Origin of the sequence: Rothia halotolerans (assembly GCF_004136635.1) — a bacterium.
Lineage (GTDB): Bacteria > Actinomycetota > Actinomycetes > Actinomycetales > Micrococcaceae > Rothia > Rothia halotolerans.
Map to the genome: position 1 here is coordinate 197,627 of NZ_NOIU01000005.1, position 17,233 is coordinate 214,859.

At 73.5% G+C, this 17,233-nt stretch carries 13 protein-coding genes and 1 pseudogene; 7 read left to right on the forward strand and 7 right to left on the reverse strand.

Features of this window, described 5'->3' with window-relative positions; all coding sequences use genetic code 11:
* Nucleotides 1-135: 135 nt before the first annotated feature.
* The 3 genes and pseudogenes from EWV39_RS13270 to nagB form a co-directional block, all read left to right on the forward strand.
* A pseudogene (locus EWV39_RS13270) lies at nt 136-1,383 on the forward strand (PTS transporter subunit EIIC); the annotation flags it as partial.
* Between the two features lie 245 nt (nt 1,384-1,628).
* Entirely contained in the window at nt 1,629-3,089 is a 1,461-nt protein-coding gene (locus EWV39_RS13275) for an N-acetylglucosamine-6-phosphate deacetylase (RefSeq protein ID WP_129661266.1), read from the forward strand.
* Complete coding sequence (gene nagB / locus EWV39_RS13280) at nt 3,086-3,850, forward strand: glucosamine-6-phosphate deaminase (RefSeq protein ID WP_129661269.1); 765 nt, start codon at nt 3,086-3,088, stop codon at nt 3,848-3,850. Before EWV39_RS13275 ends, nagB begins: the two co-directional genes overlap by 4 nt.
* A 22-nt stretch (nt 3,851-3,872) precedes the next feature.
* Here the strand turns inward: nagB and EWV39_RS13285 are convergent, their stop codons facing one another.
* The 4 genes from EWV39_RS13285 to EWV39_RS13300 form a co-directional block, all read right to left on the reverse strand.
* Nucleotides 3,873-4,436: a GNAT family N-acetyltransferase gene (locus EWV39_RS13285; protein WP_129661272.1), complete on the reverse strand. Its 564-nt coding sequence runs from the start codon at nt 4,434-4,436 to the stop codon at nt 3,873-3,875.
* 130 nt (nt 4,437-4,566) lie between these two features.
* Nucleotides 4,567-6,069 carry a PTS ascorbate transporter subunit IIC gene (locus EWV39_RS13290; protein WP_129661275.1) on the reverse strand — a complete coding sequence of 501 codons (1,503 nt, stop codon included), beginning with the start codon at nt 6,067-6,069 and terminating at the stop codon, nt 4,567-4,569.
* 26 nt (nt 6,070-6,095) lie between these two features.
* Nucleotides 6,096-6,368 (reverse strand): PTS sugar transporter subunit IIB, encoded by a 273-nt coding sequence (locus EWV39_RS13295; RefSeq protein WP_129661278.1) that lies wholly within the window; start codon nt 6,366-6,368, stop codon nt 6,096-6,098.
* Between the two features lie 28 nt (nt 6,369-6,396).
* Entirely contained in the window at nt 6,397-6,849 is a 453-nt protein-coding gene (locus tag EWV39_RS13300) for a PTS sugar transporter subunit IIA (RefSeq protein ID WP_129661281.1), read from the reverse strand.
* 276 nt (nt 6,850-7,125) lie between these two features.
* On the opposite strand from EWV39_RS13300, the gene tkt reads away from it, so the two are divergent.
* The 3 genes from tkt to EWV39_RS13315 all read left to right on the forward strand — a co-directional run bounded on the left by tkt (nt 7,126) and on the right by EWV39_RS13315 (nt 11,287).
* Nucleotides 7,126-9,204, forward strand: coding sequence for a transketolase (gene tkt, locus EWV39_RS13305; RefSeq protein ID WP_129661284.1), 2,079 nt, complete (start codon nt 7,126-7,128; stop codon nt 9,202-9,204).
* A 59-nt stretch (nt 9,205-9,263) separates the two neighbouring features.
* Nucleotides 9,264-9,938, forward strand: a complete 675-nt coding sequence (gene deoC, locus EWV39_RS13310; RefSeq protein WP_129661287.1) for a deoxyribose-phosphate aldolase — start codon at nt 9,264-9,266, stop codon at nt 9,936-9,938.
* Nucleotides 9,939-10,114: 176 nt separating this feature from the next.
* Nucleotides 10,115-11,287, forward strand: coding sequence for an ROK family transcriptional regulator (locus tag EWV39_RS13315; protein ID WP_165313327.1), 1,173 nt, complete (start codon nt 10,115-10,117; stop codon nt 11,285-11,287).
* A 71-nt stretch (nt 11,288-11,358) separates the two neighbouring features.
* Here the strand turns inward: EWV39_RS13315 and EWV39_RS13320 are convergent, their stop codons facing one another.
* The 3 genes from EWV39_RS13320 to EWV39_RS13330 form a co-directional block, all read right to left on the reverse strand.
* Nucleotides 11,359-12,936 (reverse strand): sensor histidine kinase, encoded by a 1,578-nt coding sequence (locus tag EWV39_RS13320; RefSeq protein WP_129661293.1) that lies wholly within the window; start codon nt 12,934-12,936, stop codon nt 11,359-11,361.
* Nucleotides 12,936-13,691, reverse strand: coding sequence for a response regulator transcription factor (locus EWV39_RS13325; RefSeq protein WP_129661296.1), 756 nt, complete (start codon nt 13,689-13,691; stop codon nt 12,936-12,938). Before EWV39_RS13325 ends, EWV39_RS13320 begins: the two co-directional genes overlap by 1 nt.
* Nucleotides 13,692-13,888: 197 nt before the next feature.
* Nucleotides 13,889-14,953 (reverse strand): intradiol ring-cleavage dioxygenase, encoded by a 1,065-nt coding sequence (locus EWV39_RS13330; RefSeq protein ID WP_129661300.1) that lies wholly within the window; start codon nt 14,951-14,953, stop codon nt 13,889-13,891.
* A gap of 479 nt (nt 14,954-15,432) precedes the next feature.
* Between EWV39_RS13330 and EWV39_RS13335 the strand changes: the two genes are divergently transcribed.
* A complete protein-coding gene (locus tag EWV39_RS13335) occupies nt 15,433-17,226 on the forward strand; it encodes a (2,3-dihydroxybenzoyl)adenylate synthase (protein ID WP_165313329.1) in 1,794 nt (597 codons plus the stop codon).
* Nucleotides 17,227-17,233 lie beyond the last annotated feature (7 nt).

Sequence of the window (17,233 nt, forward strand, 5' to 3'; positions counted from 1 at the left end):
TGACAAAAGCTCAACGGATCACTCACAGTGATGGAAACCACTGGTTATAATCAGTTGGATCGAGCGTACCCCCTCCTCGGGGCGTTCACAAGCTCGTCCATCCATCGCACCTCAGAGGGAAACCGAGGTTCCAAGATGTCCTCCGACACCACCGCCGCCCGGGCCGCGAGCGATCCGCCGGCCGGCAAGAAGAAGTCCTCCCAGGGGGAGGGCAGGGCCATGAAGATCCTGCAGCGCTTCGGCCGCAGCCTGATGCTGCCCATCGCGGCCCTGCCCGCCGCCGCGCTCCTGCTCCGCCTCGGCCAGGACGACCTCCTGGGGCGCTTCGAGGCCCTCTCCACCACGGCTCAGGTCATCGGGGCCGCCGGCTCCGCTCTCTTCGACAACCTGCCCCTGCTCTTCGCGGTGGGCATCTCCTTCGGGTTCGCCCGCAAGGGCGACGGGTCGACGGCCCTGGCCGCAGTGGTCGGCTACCTGGTGATGACCAACGTCTTCACCGTCATGGCCCCGATCGTCCTGGACGGCCCATCCGCAGGCGAGGACGAGCCGGTGATCAACTACGGGGTCCTGGGCGGCATCGTCATCGGCCTGACCTCTGCTCTGCTGTGGCAGCGGTTCCACCGCACCAGGCTTCCGGACTGGCTCGGGTTCTTCAGCGGCCGCCGTCTGGTGCCCATCCTGACCGCGGTGGCGGCGATCGTCATCGGCGTGGTCCTCTCCCTGGTCTACGGCTTCTTCGACAGGGGCCTCACCTCCGTGGGCGGAGCGGTCTCGGAGAACGCGGTGGTCGGCAGCGGGGTCTACGGCTTCCTGAACCGCCTGCTGCTCCCGCTGGGCCTGCACCACATCCTCAACTCCGTGGTCTGGTTCATCCTCGGCGACTACAACGGGGCCCACGGCGATCTCAACCGCTTCTTCGCCGGTGATCCCACGGCCGGCGTGTTCATGACCGGCTTCTTCCCGATCATGATGTTCGCCCTGCCCGCGGCCGCCGTGGCGATCTGGCAGGAGGCGCGCCCCAGTCAGAAGAAGATCGCGGGAGGCATCATGCTCTCCACCGGTCTCACCGCCTTCCTGACCGGCATCACCGAGCCCCTCGAGTTCTCCTTCATGTTCATCGCCTGGCCGCTGTACCTCATCCACGCGGTGCTGATGGGGACCTCGATGATGCTCGTCAACGCCCTGGGCATCCATACCGGGTTCGGCTTCTCGGCCGGGGCGATCGACTACGTGCTGAACTTCGGCATCTCGCAGAACTCGATCTGGCTGATCCCCATCGGCCTGGGCTACGCGGCGATCTACTACCTGCTCTTCCGCTTCGTGATCCGCCGCTGGAACCTGAAGACGCCGGGGCGGGAGGACGAGGCCGAGGCGCCCGCGACGGCCGGGAACGACGCCGCTCCGGTGCTCAACGGCTCCCCGGCGGCGGCCGGGAACGGAGCAGCCGGGAGGGCGAGTGCGGCCGGTACAGGAGCCGGCGGCTCCGACGCCGAGGCCGCTGCCGAGCGGGACCGCCTGAACGGGGGCGGCGCCCACGGCGATTCTGCCGATGCCGACGCCGGACGGAGCACGGACCCGGACGGGCCCGAGGGCCGGGACGGTGCCGGCGGCCGGAAGGGGGCGTCGTCGTGAACGAGGGGACGACGACGCGCGCGGACCGCGGCTGGGGCCTGCGCGGGCGGCTCGTGCCGGGCACCTCCGGCGCCGGGGAGCTCCCCGACGCGGTGGTGTGGGTCCGCGAGGACCGCATCGCGTGGTGCGGGCCGGCCGAGGACGCCCCCCAGGGCCTCGCCGAGGCGGCCCGCCGCGCGCCGCTGATCCTCCCCGGGCTCGTGGACGTCCACTGCCACGGGGCCCGCGGGGAGACCTTCGGCGAGGACGTCGAGGGGGCGCGGATCGCGGCGGGCCACCATGCCGCGCACGGCACCACCTCGCTCTTCGCCTCCCTGGTCTCCGCGCCGCCGGAGACGCTGCTGCGGCAGATCGAGGAGCTGGAGGCGCCGGTGCGCTCGGGCGAGCTGGCCGGGATCCACCTGGAGGGTCCGTTCCTCGCCGAGGGGATGTGCGGGGCCCAGGACCCCGCGGCACTGATCCCCGGCGACCCCGGCCTGCTGGAGGGCTGGCTGCGCGCGGGACGGGGGACGATCCGCTCGATCACCTTCGCCCCCGAGACGGCGCAGGCGGCGCGGCTGGTCGAGCTGTGCCGGGAGCACGGCGTCGTCCCCTCCATCGGCCACTCGGAGGCCACCGACGCCCGCGTCCGGGAGGTCATGGAGCAGGCCCCGCCGGGGCCGTGGAGCGGGACGCACCTGTTCAACCGGATCGCGCCCCTGACCCACCGGGAGCCGGGGCCGATCCCGGTGCTCATGCGCGCGGCCCGCGACGGCGTCGGGTCGCCTCCCGGGCACCGCGCCGCCGACACCCCGCCGGTGATGCTCGAGCTGATCCCCGACGGCGTCCACGTCGAGCCGGAGCTGGTCCGCTGGATGTTCTCGATGGTCGGCCCGGGCGCGATCGCACTGGTCACCGACGCGATGGCGGCCGCGGGCATGCCGGACGGCCGCTACGCCCTGGGGTCCATGGACGTCACGGTCGCCGACGGCGAGGCCCGGCTCAGCGCGGACACCGAGCGCGGCGAGCCGGGAGCGCTGGCGGGCGGTACGAGCCGGCTGATCGACGGCGTGCGCAACTGCGTGGCCTGGGGGATCCCCCTGCCCGACGCCGTGGCCGCGGCCTCCTCCACCCCCGCCCGGACCATGGGCCTCGCCGAGGTTGGCGAGCTCGCCCCGGGGCGCCGCGCGGATATCGTGGTGACGGACGGGGACCTGCGCGTCCTCGAGGTCCACCGCGCGGGCCGGCCGGTGGCCCCGGAGCCGGCGAGGCCCCCCGATCAGTCGGGGCCCATGGCCCCGACAGGCGCTCCGGAAACGGCGGGATCCCCGGAGCCTTCCCGGACCCCGTCCGCCCGGACGCCCACAGCCCTCCTCCCGCCCCTCGATGCCCCCGCCCGCCGGAATCCGGCCGAGGAAGCCCCCGGCCTCGGAGAACCCGGTGCCGGGGAACCCGACCAGCAGAAGGAGACAGCATGAAGATCGTTCTGTGCGGCACCCCCGAGGGCGTGGGCCGCCGCGCCGCCGACCTCGTCCAGGAGCGCATGGCCCGCGGGCCGATGACCCTGGGCCTGGCCACCGGCAGCTCCCCGCGCAGCACCTACGAGGAGCTGGAGCGCCGCCACCGGGAGGAGGGACTGAGCTTCGTGGGCGTCACGGCCTTCACCCTCGACGAGTACGTCGGCCTGCCACGGGATCACGAGCAGTCCTACCACTCGACCATCCGGCGGGAGCTGACGGACCGCGTCGGCCTCCCCCTCCACCAGCTACACACGCCCCGCGGCGACGCCGCCGACCCCCACGAGGAGGCCGCCCGCTACGACCGCGAGATCCGCGAGGCCGGCGGCGTGGACCTGCAGCTGCTGGGCATCGGCGCCAACGGCCACATCGGGTTCAACGAGCCCACCTCCTCGCTGAGCTCCCGCACCCGCGTCAAGGTCCTCACGCCCGCCACGCGGCGGGACAACAGCCGGTTCTTCCGGGACGAGGAGGTGCCGCGGACCTGCATCACGCAGGGGCTCGGGACCATCGGGGAGGCCAAGACGGCGGTGCTGGTGGCGCAGGGCCGGAGCAAGGCGGCCGCGGTCCGGGCGATGGTCGAGGGGCCGGTGAGCGCGATGTGCCCGGCGTCGGCGCTGCAGTTCCACCGGCGGGCGCTCATCCTGCTCGACGACGACGCCGCGGCCGAGCTGAGCATGCTCGACTACTTCCGCGAGGAGCAGCGCCTGGCCACACGGTGAGGGAAGGGCCGCCCCGGCGCCCCTACCAGGGCGTCCCGTGCAGGTCGACGACGCCCCGCGGCCACTGGTCCAGCGAGCGGGAGACCGGGAGGATCATGATCGGCGCGCCGGCCGCCACGTACCGCGGCCGGCCGGTGGCCCGGGAGAGGGACCTCTCCGCCGCGGCGATCCGGTGCCATCCCGCGGCCTCGTAGAACGGGACCACGCTCTCACCGCACCCGAGGTACCCGTACTCCACCTGCGGCGCCTCCCGCATGGTCTGCCGGATGTGGTGCAGCAGGATCCGGCCGATCCCGGTGCCCCGCTCCGCCTCGGTGATCAGCACGCCGCCGGTCCCGCCCACCCGGATGCGATGGTGCCCCACCGTGATGCCGCGCCGCTGGAAGCCCGCGTGGCCGAGCAGCTCCTCGCCCCGGTAGATCAGGACGTGGACGTCGGCGGGGGAGTAGCCGTAGGGCCGGTGCGGGCTCCAGCGGCCGTGGGTGTGGCGGTACTCGCCGTCGAACAGCTCCTGGAGGCGGCCCAGGTGCGTCCGGGTGAGGAAGTCGTGGTCGATGATCTCGACGTCGAGCCGCTCGTGGTCCATGGTGATCCTCCTCCCGAGCCCTCGTGTTCAAAAGTGTCCTCCTCGGGACGGGTGCGCGTCGATGCCCCGGGACCCGATCGGCGTCGGGTCCCGGGGCATCGGCCCTCGCGGGCTGGGCAGGGGGCGGAACTCAGCGCCGGGCGCCCGGGGCCGTCGCCCCTTCCCTCTCCTCCTTCGCCGCGGTCGTCTCCTCGGCCAGCAGGGCGTCGCGGCGCGCGCCCGGGACCCAGCCCCGGTCCACGACCCGCCGCTGGAAGACCGAGGCGCCGACGACCAGCACCGCGGCGATGACCAGGGAGATGATCAGTCCTGGCACCGGGCCGATGAAGAAGCCCGAGCCGACGGCGGTGCCGAACCAGCCGAAGTCGGCGTCGCCGAAGGTGGAGTTCTGCAGCCCCATCTCCCCGAAGACCAGGAGCAGCAGGGCCGGCAGGATGGTGATCAGGATGCCGTTGACGAAGCCGCCGATCGCGGCCCCGCGCCGGCCCCCGGTGGCGTTGCCGTACACGCCTGCACCGCCGCCGGTGAAGAAGTGCGGGACCATCCCGGGCAGGATCAGCGCCAGCCCGAAGGCGGGGTTGAGCCACGTCGCGATGACCGCCAGCGCGATCAGGCCGCCGGCGAAGGAGCAGATGAACCCGATGAGCACGCCGTTGGCCGCGTACGGGAAGATCATCGGGATGTCCAGCGCGGGCTTCGCGCCCGGCACGAGCTTCTCCGCGATGCCCTGGAAGGCCGGGACCAGCTCGCCGAGCACGGTCCGCACGCCATAGAGGATCACCGCGACGCCGACGCCGAACTGCAGGGCGAAGCCCAGCGCCGCCATCATGAAGTCCCCGGCGTCGCTCGAGCCGAAGATGTCCAGGGCCTGGTCCCGCGGGAGGCTGATGAGCCCCCAGATGGAGAAGAACCAGTAGATCAGCACCATGGACAGGGCGGTGGCGATCATCGAGTCGCGGAGGAAGCGCAGCCCCTGCGGGAACTTGATCTCCTCGGTCGAGCGGCTGCGGCGGCCCACGGCCTGGCCGGTGGCGCCCGCGGCGAGGAAGCCGAGGCTCCCGAAGTGGCCGATCGCGATCGAGTCGTCGCCGGTGATCTTCCGGGTCCACGGCTGCGTGAACGCCGGCATGACCACCATGATCACGCCCAGCAGGACGGCGCCCACCGGCACCACCAGCCAGCCCAGCTCGTCGCCGAGCCCCACGGAGAGGACCACGGTCAGGAGGATGGACATGAACACCATGTGGTGGCCCGTCAGGAAGATGTACCGCAGCGGGGTGAAGCGGGCGAGCAGCAGCATGACGATGAAGCCCAGAACGAGCACGTAGGCGCCCTCCGCCCCGTACTCCTCGGAGGCGATCGCCGCGATGACCTCGTTGGTGGGAACCACGCCCCGGGCGCCGGTCACCGCGAGGATGAGGTCGCCCAGCGGCGTGAGGGCCGCGGTGACGACCTCGGAGCCGGCGCCGAGGATCAGGAATCCCAGCGTCGCCTTGAGGCCGCCGCCCACGATCTGCCCGGCGTTGCGCCGCAGGGCGATGAGGCCCACGGCGGTGATGATGCCGATCAGGTACGCCGGCACGTTGAGGATCTGCTGCCCGATGAAGTCGAGCACCTGCAGGAACCAGTCCATTGTTCAGTCCTTTCCCGGGGTCCCGGTCATCCCAGGGCTTCCGAGAGCTTCCGGCCGATCTCCTCGGAGTCGGTGAAGTTGTCGATGACGATGACCTGCGCGCTCACGTCGCCGATCTCCTCGGCGAGCTCGGCGGAGGTCAGGACGATCTGGGCGCTGCGCGCCATCCCGCGGGCGACCCCGATGTCCGCGGCCTCCACCTCGCCGTCGAGGTCCAGGGCGCGCAGCGCCTTCTCGGTGTTCATCTTCAGCAGCACGGAGGTGCCGATGCCCATGCCGCAGACGGTCACGATCTTCATGTCTTTCTTCCTTCTCTCGGGGTCTCTCTCAGGAGCCGACGGCGTCGAGTACGCCGCGGGCCTCGTCCTCGCTCCCCGCGGCGCGCAGGGCGGCCAGGAGCTCGGGGTCGGAGATGACCCGGGCGAGCTCGGACATCATCTCCAGGTGCCCCTCGTGGTCCAGCGCGGCCAGGCCGACGACGACGTCGACCGGGTCGTTCTTGGCGGAGCCGAAGGGCACGGCCTCGCGCAGGGTGATCCAGCTCAGCCCCGCCCGCCGGACGGCGGGGGAGGGCCGGGAGTGGGCCAGGGCGAAGCCGGGGGCGATCACGATGTAGGGGCCGAGCTCCTCGATCGTGCGGATCATCTCGTCCGTGTAGGCGGGCTCGGCGGCTCCGGCCTCCGTGAGGGCCTCGCCGCTCAGGCGCACGGCCCCCCGCCAGTCCGAGGCCTCGGCGCGGATGCGGACGGCTCCCTCCGGGAGCCAGGTCGACAGGCTCATGCGTCCTCCTGGACGGTCTCGGCACCCCGCGGAGGGGGCTTATGTCGGTGAGTGGTAAATATGGGACCCCTCGTCGCCTCGCTCGGGGTCTCCGGCGCGGGTCGCGGGGGCTCGGCGTCCATAAGTCGCCCAATAGCAGGGCGTCTTTCCAGCGGAATCGCTTCTTTGCGACACCGGATCCTCGAAGAGCCTCTTTTGCCGCTTAGCGGCATTAGGTTAGAGTGTAACACCATCGACACGTTCTGAACCATAGGACCGGCAAGGAGACACCAGGCCATGTCAGAAGCATCTACCGCCCACTCGGCCCTCGACGAGGACGCCGTCCGGCACGCCCGCGTGCTGCCCCTCGACGTCGTGCAGGCCAAGGGCTCCGGTCACGCCGGCACCGCCGTGGGCCTCGCCCCCTTCCTCTCGGTCCTCTTCAACGAGTACCTGCGCCATGACCCCGCCGAGCCGGGGTGGCTGGGCCGCGACCGGTTCGTCCTCTCCTGCGGGCACACCAGCCTCTCGCTCTACCTCCAGCTCTTCCTCGCCGGCTACGGCCTGGAGATGTCCGACCTGCGGGCGGCCCGCACGCTCGACTCGGCCACCCCCGGCCACCCCGAGTGGGGCCACACCCCCGGCGTCGAGACCACGACCGGCCCGCTGGGGCAGGGGATCGGCAACGCCGTGGGCATGGCGATGGCCACGCGCCGGGTCCGCTCCCTGCTCGACCCGGGCGCCGCCCCCGGCGCCAGCCCCTTCGACCACCGGATCTACTGCCTCGCCTCCGACGGCGACATGCAGGAGGGCATCAGCCACGAGGCCGCCGCCCTGGCGGGGCACCTGCGCCTGGCCGGCCTGGTGCTGGTCTGGGACGACAACGGGATCTCCATCGAGGGCCCCACCGACGTCGCCACCAGCGAGGACGTCTCGGCACGGATGGCCGCCTACGGCTGGCGGACCCTGACGATCGACGACGCCGAATCCCTCGACGCCGTCCGCGCTGGCCTGGACGCCGCGCTCGAGGCCGACGACCGCCCCGTCTTCATCCGGCTCAGATCCCGGATCGGCCATCCCATGCCGGCGGTCGGCGGCACCGCGAAGGCGCACGCCGGGGCCCCGGGCGAGGCCGAGGTCGCCGCGACCAAGGAGGCCCTGGGCCTGGATCCCGGGCTCTCCTTCCACATGCCCGCCGAGCTCCTGGAGCGCACCCGGACCCGGGCGGCCCGCCGCGCCGAGCGGCTCCGGGCTCCGTGGGAGGAGGCCTTCGCCGCGTGGGCGCAGGAGCATCCGGAGCGGGAGCGGACGCTCGAGCGCCTGGAGCAGGGCCGCCTGCCCGAGGGCTGGGACGCCGAGCTGCCGACGTTCGAGACCGGCGAGTCGCTGGCCACCCGCGTCGCCAGCGCCCGGACGCTGGTCGGGGCCGGGCACCGGACCGAGGAGCTGTGGGGCGGATCCGCCGACCTGGCGGAGACCAACGGCACCTGGTCGGCCGAGTTCCCCTCCTTCCTCCCTGCCGGCTCGACGAACGTCGAGTGGCCGGGCGGCGAGGAGGGCCGGGCCATCCACTTCGGCATCCGCGAGCACGCGATGGGCGCGGTGCTGAACGGCATCGCGCTCAACGGCCTGACCCGCGTCTTCGGAGCCACGTTCTTCGTCTTCTCGGACTACATGCGCCCCTCGGTGCGGCTGGCCGCGCTCATGCAGCTGCCCGTCCTCTACGTCTGGACGCACGACTCCGTGGCGGTCGGCGAGGATGGCCCCACGCACGAGCCGGTCGAGCACCTGTGGGCCTACCGGGGCATCCCCGGCCTGGCCGTGGTGCGGCCGGGCGACGCCCGCGAGACGGTCGCCGCCTACCGCCGGATCCTCGAGGAGCCCCGCGGGCCCGTGGCGCTGGCCCTGAGCCGGCAGGGGGTCCCCGTGCTGGAGGACCAGTCCGCGATCGAGGCCGGCGTGCGCCGCGGCGGGTACGTGCTCGCGGACGCCGAGGGACGCCCCGACGCGATCGTCCTGGCCACCGGCTCGGAGGTGCACCTCGCGGTGGAGGCCGCGCGGCGGCTCGCGGAGCGCGGCGTCGGCGTCCGGGTGGTCTCCATGCCGTGCCTGGAGTGGTTCGAGGAGCAGACTCCCGAGTACCGCGAGGAGGTGCTGCCCGCCGAGGTGACGGCCCGGGTCAGCGTCGAGGCCGGCACGGACCAGGGCTGGTACCGCTACCTGGGCACCCAGGGCGTGGCGGTCTCGGTGGAGGGCTTCGGCTCCTCCGGCAACGGCGCGGAGGTGCTGCGCCGCAAGGGCATCACCGCCGACGCCGTGGTCGACGCCGTGGAGGCCTCGCTCGCCGCCCGCGTCCCCGCCCCGCAGGGACGCTGATCCGCTCCGCAGGCGCGCCGTCCGGCGCACGGACAGACTAAGAGAGTAAGGATAGCTACATGGACACTCAGGAACTCGCCCGCATCATCGACCATACCCTGCTCAAGCCGGAGGCCACGCCCGGCGACGTGGAGGCCCTGATCAGGGAGGCGGCGGAGCTCGGCACGTACTCCGTGTGCGTCTCCCCGAGCATGCTGCCCCTCAGCCTCCCCACCGGCGGCGGCCTCGCGGTCGCGGCCGTGTGCGGCTTCCCCAGCGGGAAGCACGAGTCGAGGATCAAGGCCGCCGAGGCCGCCGCCGCCGTGGAGGCCGGCGCGGACGAGATCGACATGGTGATCGACGTCGGCGCCGCCAGGGAGCACGACGGCGAGGCGCTGGAGGCGGACATCCGCGCCGTGCGCGAGGCGGCCCCCGCCCCCACCGTGCTCAAGGTGATCATCGAGTCCGCGGCCCTGGACGAGGAGGGGATCGTCGTGGCGTGCCGCGCGGCCGCCCGGGCCGGGGCCGACTTCGTGAAGACCTCCACCGGCTTCCACCCGGCCGGCGGCGCCACCGTCGAGGCGGTCCGGCTCATGGCCGAGACGGTCGAGGGCAGACTCGGCGTCAAGGCCTCCGGCGGGATCCGCACGCGGGAGACCGCGGAGGCCATGGTCGCCGCGGGGGCCACCCGCCTGGGGGTCTCCGGCAGCCGGAAGGTGCTCGAGGGCGGGTCCTCGGAGGAGGGCGGCTACTAGGGCTCCCGAGGAGGGGGCGGGGCCGGCGCTCCCGGGACGGCTCCGGGAGCGCGCCTGCCTTCACGTACAGTGTTCCGTGACGGCTGCCCCTGCGCGCGGAGCCCCTCGGCGCGATGCCCGGACGGCGCTCGCGCTCCTCGGGGCGCAGATGCAGACGTACCGGAGGAGATGCGGCGATGGGTGGTCAGACGGCGGGCGGCAGGTCCCGGGGATCCTTCGGGCCGGGCGCCCTGCTGAGCATCGTGCGCGGCGCCCCGGCCTGGACCCGCGCGGAGCTGGTGAAGGCCTCCGGGCTGGGCCGGACCGCCGTCGCCGAGCGGCTGGACCTGCTGCACCGGGCGAGCCTGATCACCGTGAACGAGCCGGTGCTGACCGGCGGCAGGCCCGCCGAGACGTACTCCTTCAACGCCGACGTCGGCCGGCTGATGGTCGCCGACATCGGCGGGCGGCACACCCGGATCGGCATCGCCGACCTGGACGGCCGCCTGGTGGCCTCGGCCGAGGCCGATCTGGACGCCGACGACGGCCCGGGCCCGGTCCTGGGCTACGTCATCGAGCGGATGCGGGAGCTGATCCACGAGATCGGCCTGGAGGAGTGGCGCATCCGCGGCATCGGCGTGGGTGTCCCGGGACCCGTGGCCGGCGGGATCATGCAGCGGCCGCACCTGCCGGGATGGGAGGGGACCGACGTCCCGGCCGCCTTCGGGGAGGCGTTCCCCGGGGTCCCGGTGGTGGTGGACAAGGACGCGAACATCCTCGCGCGCGGCGAGCAGGCGCGCGACCCGCGGCGCTGCCGGAATGCCATCGTGCTCAAGGTGGGCATGGGGGTCAGCTGCGCGGTGATCGTCGACGGCGCGGTCCTGCACGGTGCCCACGGTGCGGCGGGGGACATCGGCCATGTGCCGCGCGGCGGCGAGATCCTGTGCCGCTGCGGCCAGCGCGGCTGCCTCGACGCCGTCGCCAGCGGCCGGGCGATCGCCGCGAAGCTCGGGGAACAGGGCCGGCGGGCGCGCACCAGCCGGGAGATCGTCGACCTCGTGCGCGGCAACGACTCGGAGGCGATCCGCCTGGTGCGCGAAGCGGGGCGCCAGCTGGGTGGGCCGCTCGGCTTCCTCGCCGCGGTGGCCAACCCCGCCGTGATCATCGTCGGGGGCAACCTGGCGGAGTCCCCGGAGCCGCTGCTGGCGGGGATCCGGGAGACCATCTACGGCAGCTACCCGCCCTCCCTGACCAGCACGATCGACATCGTCGCCAGCACGCTCGGCGCCGAGGCGGGGCTCGCGGGCGCCGCCCAGCTGGCTCTGGACACCGTCCTGCTGCCCGAGAACGTGGACGCGACGCTGGCGTAGGGGAGGGGCACCGGGCCAACCAGCCCCGGTGCCCGGTCAGGTCGCGATCCCGCCGCCCGGTCGGGCGACGGTCACGGCGTGGGGGGAGGGGCCGCCGGCGTCCCCGGTCCCTCCGGTCCGGACCGTTCCGCCCCCTGCCCCAGCAGCGGCAGCCGCACCGTGAACTCCGTGCGCCCGGGCCGGGAGGCCACCTCGATCCGGCCCCCGTGGTTCTCCACGATCGCCTTGACGATGGCCAGCCCCAGCCCGGTGGTCCCCGCCTCCCCGGAGCGCGCCCGGTCCGCCCGGGCGAAGCGGGAGAAGACCTCGGGGAGGAAGTCCGGGTCGATGCCCGGCCCGTCGTCGACCACGCTCAGCACCGCCTCCCGCCCGTCCGGCGAGGCGCTCAGGGAGGTCGTGACCAGCGTGCCCTCCTCCGTGTGCTTCCGGGCGTTGGAGAGCAGGTTCAGCAGCACCCGCTGCAGCTGCCGCGGATCCCCGAGCGCCGTCACCGGCTCGTCCGGCAGCTCCAGGGCCCAGCGGTGCCCGGGCGCGGCCACCTGAAGGTCGGTCACGTTCTCCACCACCAGCTCGGTCAGGTCCACCTCCTCCTCGGCGGGGCGGTGGTCCTCGTCGAGCCGGGCCAGCAGCAGCAGGTCCTCGACCAGCGCCCCCATCCGCTGGGCCTGGGTGTCGATCCTGCTCAGGGAGACGACGCCGTCCTCGCTCAGCTCCTCCGTCCACCGCATCAGGTCCGAGTACCCGCGGACCGCCGCGAGCGGGGTGCGCAGCTCGTGCGAGGCGTCGGCGACGAAGGCGCGCATCCGGTCCTCGGAGCGCTGCCGGGCCGTGAGGGCGGCGTCGACGTTCTCCAGCATCCGGTTCAGGGCGTGGCCCACGGCTCCCACCTCGGTGCCCGGCCGCGAGTCCTCGGGCGCCACCCGCGACTCGGCGGGCAGCTGACCGGCCCCCAGGTCCAGCCGGGAGACCTCGGTGGCCACGGCCGAGACCCGCTCCAGCGGCCGCATGGTCCGGCGGATCGCCACGGAGCCCAGCACGCCGGCCAGCAGCAGCGCGGCGCCGGTGACCCCCGCGGTGATCAGCAGCATCGAGGTCAGCGTCCGATGCACCCCGGCCAGCGGGAGGCCCGTCACCACTGTCTCCCCGTCCTGGTCGGAGTCCGCGACCACCAGATAGTCCCCGGCCGAGAGCTGGAGCTCGACGGCGTCCGCCCCGGGCTCCAGCGCGGTGAGCTCCTCTTCGTCGCCGGCCGTCAGGTCCACGGCCGCGCCGGAGGTGTCCAGCAGCCCGCCGACCACGGTCCCGTCCCCGGCGATCCGCGCGTTCAGAGTGCCCGCGGCCTGGCCGGGGGCGTTGAGCGGGTTGGGGATCTCGCTCCCGTCGGAGGCGGTGCCGGGCTCGGCGTAGAGGTCCTCGGAGCCGTGGCCCTCCCAGCCGCGGGCGGGACCGCGGAAGCTCGTGGCCCGGTCCGAGGCCTCGGTCAGCTGGGAGCGCAGCTGGCCGGTGAGCGAGGCGTTCATCGCGGTGTAGCTCACGGCGCCGATCACCAGGCAGGCGATGCCGAGGAAGGCCAGCAGGAGCGCGATGAGCCGGGTGCTCAGGCGCCGGCCGGCGGGGCCCCGGCGTCGTGCCCGCTGCTCGGTCCGCATCAGGAGGCGGGCTTGATGACGTAGCCGACGCCGCGGACGGTGTGGATCATGGGCTCGCGGCCGACGTCGATCTTCTTGCGCAGGTAGGAGATGTACAGCTCCACGATGTTGGCCTGCCCGCCGAAGTCGTAGTTCCACACGTTGTCCAGGATCTGCGCCTTGGAGACCACCCGCCGCGGGTTCTCCATGAGGTAGCGCAGCAGCTCGAACTGGGTCGCGGTCAGCTGGATCTCCTCGCCGCCGCGGGTGACCTCCCGGCTGTCCAGGTGCAGGACGAGGTCGCCGACCACGAGCTCGTCCTCGTCCACGGCGGCCACGCCCGAGCGCTGGACCAGCCGGTGCAGCCGGATGATCACCTCCTCCATGGAGAAGGGCTTGGTCACGTAGTCGTCGGCGCCGGCGGCCAGGCCCCGGATCCTGTCGTCCACCGACTCCTTGGCGGTGAGGAACAGGCAGGGCACGGCGGGGGCGAAGCGGCGGATGCGGCCCAGGAGCTCGACGCCGTCGAAGCCCGGCATCATGATGTCCAGCACCAGGACGTCGGGGCGGAAGTCGCGGGCGGCGTCGAGGGCGCTCGGGCCGTCGCCCGCCTGGCGGACCTCCCAGCCGGTCATGCGCAGGCCCGCGCCGATGAGCTCGGCCAGCATCGCCTCGTCGTCGACGACGAGCGCGCGGATCCTGCTGCCGTCCGGATGCTGCAGGGCGGGCAGGCTCTTGGCGATCTCCGCCGCGGAGGCGGACGAGTTCTGGGTCATGGTTCACACACTATTCGTCGAGTGGTCGATGGGCGGCGCATGAAGCGCCGAGGGGAGGAGGCGGGGTACGGTCAGGGGTTCGGGAAGGGGGGAGGCAGGGTAAGGCGGGGCGGCACCGGGGCCGGGCCGGGCGGTCGAGTCGAACCCGCCGGCCCAGGGCGACCCGCCGGCCCGGCGAGCCTGCCACCCCGGCGGCCTCACTGCGCCGGGGGAGCCTCGCCCGGGGCGCCGGCGGGCGGCTCCCCTCCGGCACCGCCGGGCGCACCACCCATCGAGGCCTCCTCCGGCTCGGTGCTGGTGTCGATCGGGACGTCGATGCTCACGGTGTACCCCGAGCTCGCGTCGCCGGTCACGGCGGCGAGCTGCAGGTCCCAGCCGTCGGAGAACACGTTGTCGCTCTCCAGCGAAGCATCGGCGAGGTTGACCGACGAGTTGCCGTACGCCGCGTCGGCGTAGACCTCGGAGCAGACCTCCTCCGGCAGCGCGATCTGGGAGGTCAGGATGGCGTTGCCGGCGTCGGTGATCGAGGCGACGTCGGGGAAGACCTCGAAGTGGATGTGCGGCCAGCGGCCCGCGTAGCAGCCGGGGAAGATCGAGGTGAAGGTGACGGTCCCGTCCTCGCCCACCACCTGGACGCCGCGCAGGTAGGTCTCCTCGGTCAGCCCGTCGGCGTACATCGAGTAGTTGCCCTCGGGGTCGCAGTGCCAGACGTAGACGGCGGCGCCGGTGAGCGGGCCGTCGTCGTTCACCATGTCCACGATGTTCATCCGCAGGATCATCGCCGCGCCGGCCGCGGTGGCCCCGCCGTCGATGCTGGAGCGGATGTCGCTGCGCTCGACGCCGCTGATCTCCAGCACGTCCTCGCCGTTGGAGCCGTCGCCGGGGTACGGGCCAGCGGTCTCCTGCGGCATCTCCTCGGCGTAGTCCTCGGAGGGCGTGGCACTGGGGGAGGCCGAGGCGGTCGCGGAAGGGCTGGCGGACGACGTCGTCGAGGTCTCGCTCGAGGAGCACGCCGCCAGGAGCAGGGCCCCGGCGCCGAGACCCGCCGTCCCCAGGGCGCGACGCCGGCTGACCAGCGTCCCGAGGTCGAAGCTGAGCCCCTGGTCCTCCACGTCCTCGTCCTGGCGGTCCAGCACGCGCCCTTCGAAGGTGCGCTCGGCCCCGGGCCGGGCGGCGTCCTCCTCGCGGGTCTCGCCGTCCCCGTGCTCGGAGGCGGCGGGGAACGGGCGCTGGCGGTTCCGGCGGGAGAAGAGGGGGCTCATGACGTGGGGTTCCTTTCGCTTGGCGAGGGAGGCGGGACGCGGCCCGGCGGCCAGTCCGGGCCGGTGCGTCCGCGCCGGCCATCCGGCGCGGGCGTCCGCCTCCCTCGGTCCCCGACTCTAAGGAGCGCAGTTTTCCCCCGTCCCAGCGGAGGCTATGCCCCGGCTGTGAGATGCGGGGCGTGGCGGTCCCGGCGGAGCGGGGCGCTCGTCCCCAGCGCGGGCCGTGCGCCGCGGGACGTCCGTGTCCCGTCCGGGTCGCGGGCCGCGGCGGGCGCCTCCGGTCGATGAACTCCGTCGCCGCGATAAGGGCATCCCGGAGGCCCGTATTGACGAGCGAGGGATCCGGTCCCCATGAGACGGGCGTCACTGGCCACGACACACCGCTTCATGCAAAGATAGGCTAACCTAACAAGCCGCCCCGCGAGCTCTTCGGCGCCCGGGCGGCCCAGCCGTCGTCGTCGACCGTCCCCAGGAGACCCATGCCCGTCCGCGCGTCCACGGAAGCAGCCGCCCCCGTCCCCGAGCAGGCCCCGGGGACCCTCCCCAACGGATTCCCGCCCGAGGCCGCGCAGCGCTACCGCGACCTGGGCCTGTGGACCGGCCAGACCCACTGGGGGATGGTCGAGGAGACCATCCGCCGTCGCCCGGAGAGCCTCGCGGTGGACGACGGCGTCCGCCGCCTCACCTACGCCCAGCTGCACGACGCCGTCCGCGTCGCCTCCGCGCACCTGACCGCCGCGGGGGTGCGGCAGGGCGCGCGCGTCGTCGTCCAGCTGCCCAACTCGGCGGCCTTCCTCGACGCCGTGCTCGCCCTGTTCCGGCTGGGCGCCGTGCCGGTCTTCGCCCTGCCCGCCCACGGCAGCCTGGAGGTCGAACACTTCTGCCGCATCTCCGAGGCCACGCACTACCTCGGGGCGCGATCGGCCGGGCCCGACGCCGCGGCCGTCGTCCAGGGGCTGCGGGAGCGCCGCCCCGAGGTCGGGGTCATCGCCGTGGACCACCGCGCCGAGGACCCGTGGGGGAGCGGCGCCGCGGCGGCTCCTGCCGCCGGCGGGTCCTTCGAGGCCGGGGAGCCCTCAGTCGCCGACGAGGCCCCGGTGCCCGGCTCCGCCGGCAAGGCCCCGGTGCCCGGCGCCGTGGGAGAGGCCCGGGGGGCCGCCCGGACCCCTGACCCCGCCTCCACCCCGCCCGCCGCCGAGGTCGACCCCGCCGCGCTCGCCTTCCTCCAGCTCTCCGGCGGCACCACCGGCATCCCCAAGCTAATCCCCCGGACCCACGACGACTACCTCTACTCGGTCCGCCGCAGCGTCGAGCTGTGCGACCTCCGCCCGGACGACGCGATGCTCGTGGTCCTGCCCTGCGCCCACAACTTCACCATGAGCTCCCCGGGCATCCTGGGTGCGCTGCAGGTCGGCGCGAGCGTGGTCATCGCCCCCGACCCGAGCCCCTCCACCTGCCTGCGCCTGGTCGCCGAGCACGGGATCACCCAGACCGCCCTGGTCCCGCCGTTGCTGCTCTCCTGGCTCAACGCCCCCGCCCGCTCCCAGCACGACCTCTCCTCCCTGCGCACCCTGTGGGTCGGCGGCGCCAAGCTCAGCGAGAGCGTCGCGCGCCGCGTCGCCCCCGAGCTCGGCTGCGTCCTCCAGCAGGTCTTCGGCATGGCCGAGGGGCTGGTGAACTACACCCGGCTCGACGACGCGATCGAGACCGTCGTCGGCACCCAGGGTGCCCCCATGTCCCCCCATGACGAGGTGCGGATCCTCGACGACGCCGGCCGCCCGGTCCCGCAGGGCGAGCCCGGCCACCTGCAGACCCGCGGCCCCTACACGATCCGGCGGTACTACCGCGCCCCCGAGCATGACGCGCGCTCCTTCACCGAGGACGGCTTCTACCGTACCGGGGACATCGTCCGGATGACGCCGGGCGGGTACCTCGAGGTCGTCGGCCGCGCCAAGGACCAGATCAACCGAGGCGGCGAGAAGGTCGCCCCCGAGGCCGTGGAGAACCAGCTGCTGGCCCACGACGCCGTCCACGACGCCTCCGTGGTGGGCGTCCCCGACGAGGTCCTCGGCGAGAAGATCTGCGCCTACCTCATCCTGCGCCCCGAGGCCCGCGAGCAGGCGCCCACGCTGCCGCAGCTGCGGTCCTTCCTGCGCGGCCGCGGGCTCGCCCGCTTCGCGATGCCGGACGTGCTCCGGATCGTCGAGGAGTTCCCGCAGACCGGCGTCGGCAAGGTCAGCAAGAAGCACCAGCGCGCGGCGCGGGAAGGCTGATCCGCCC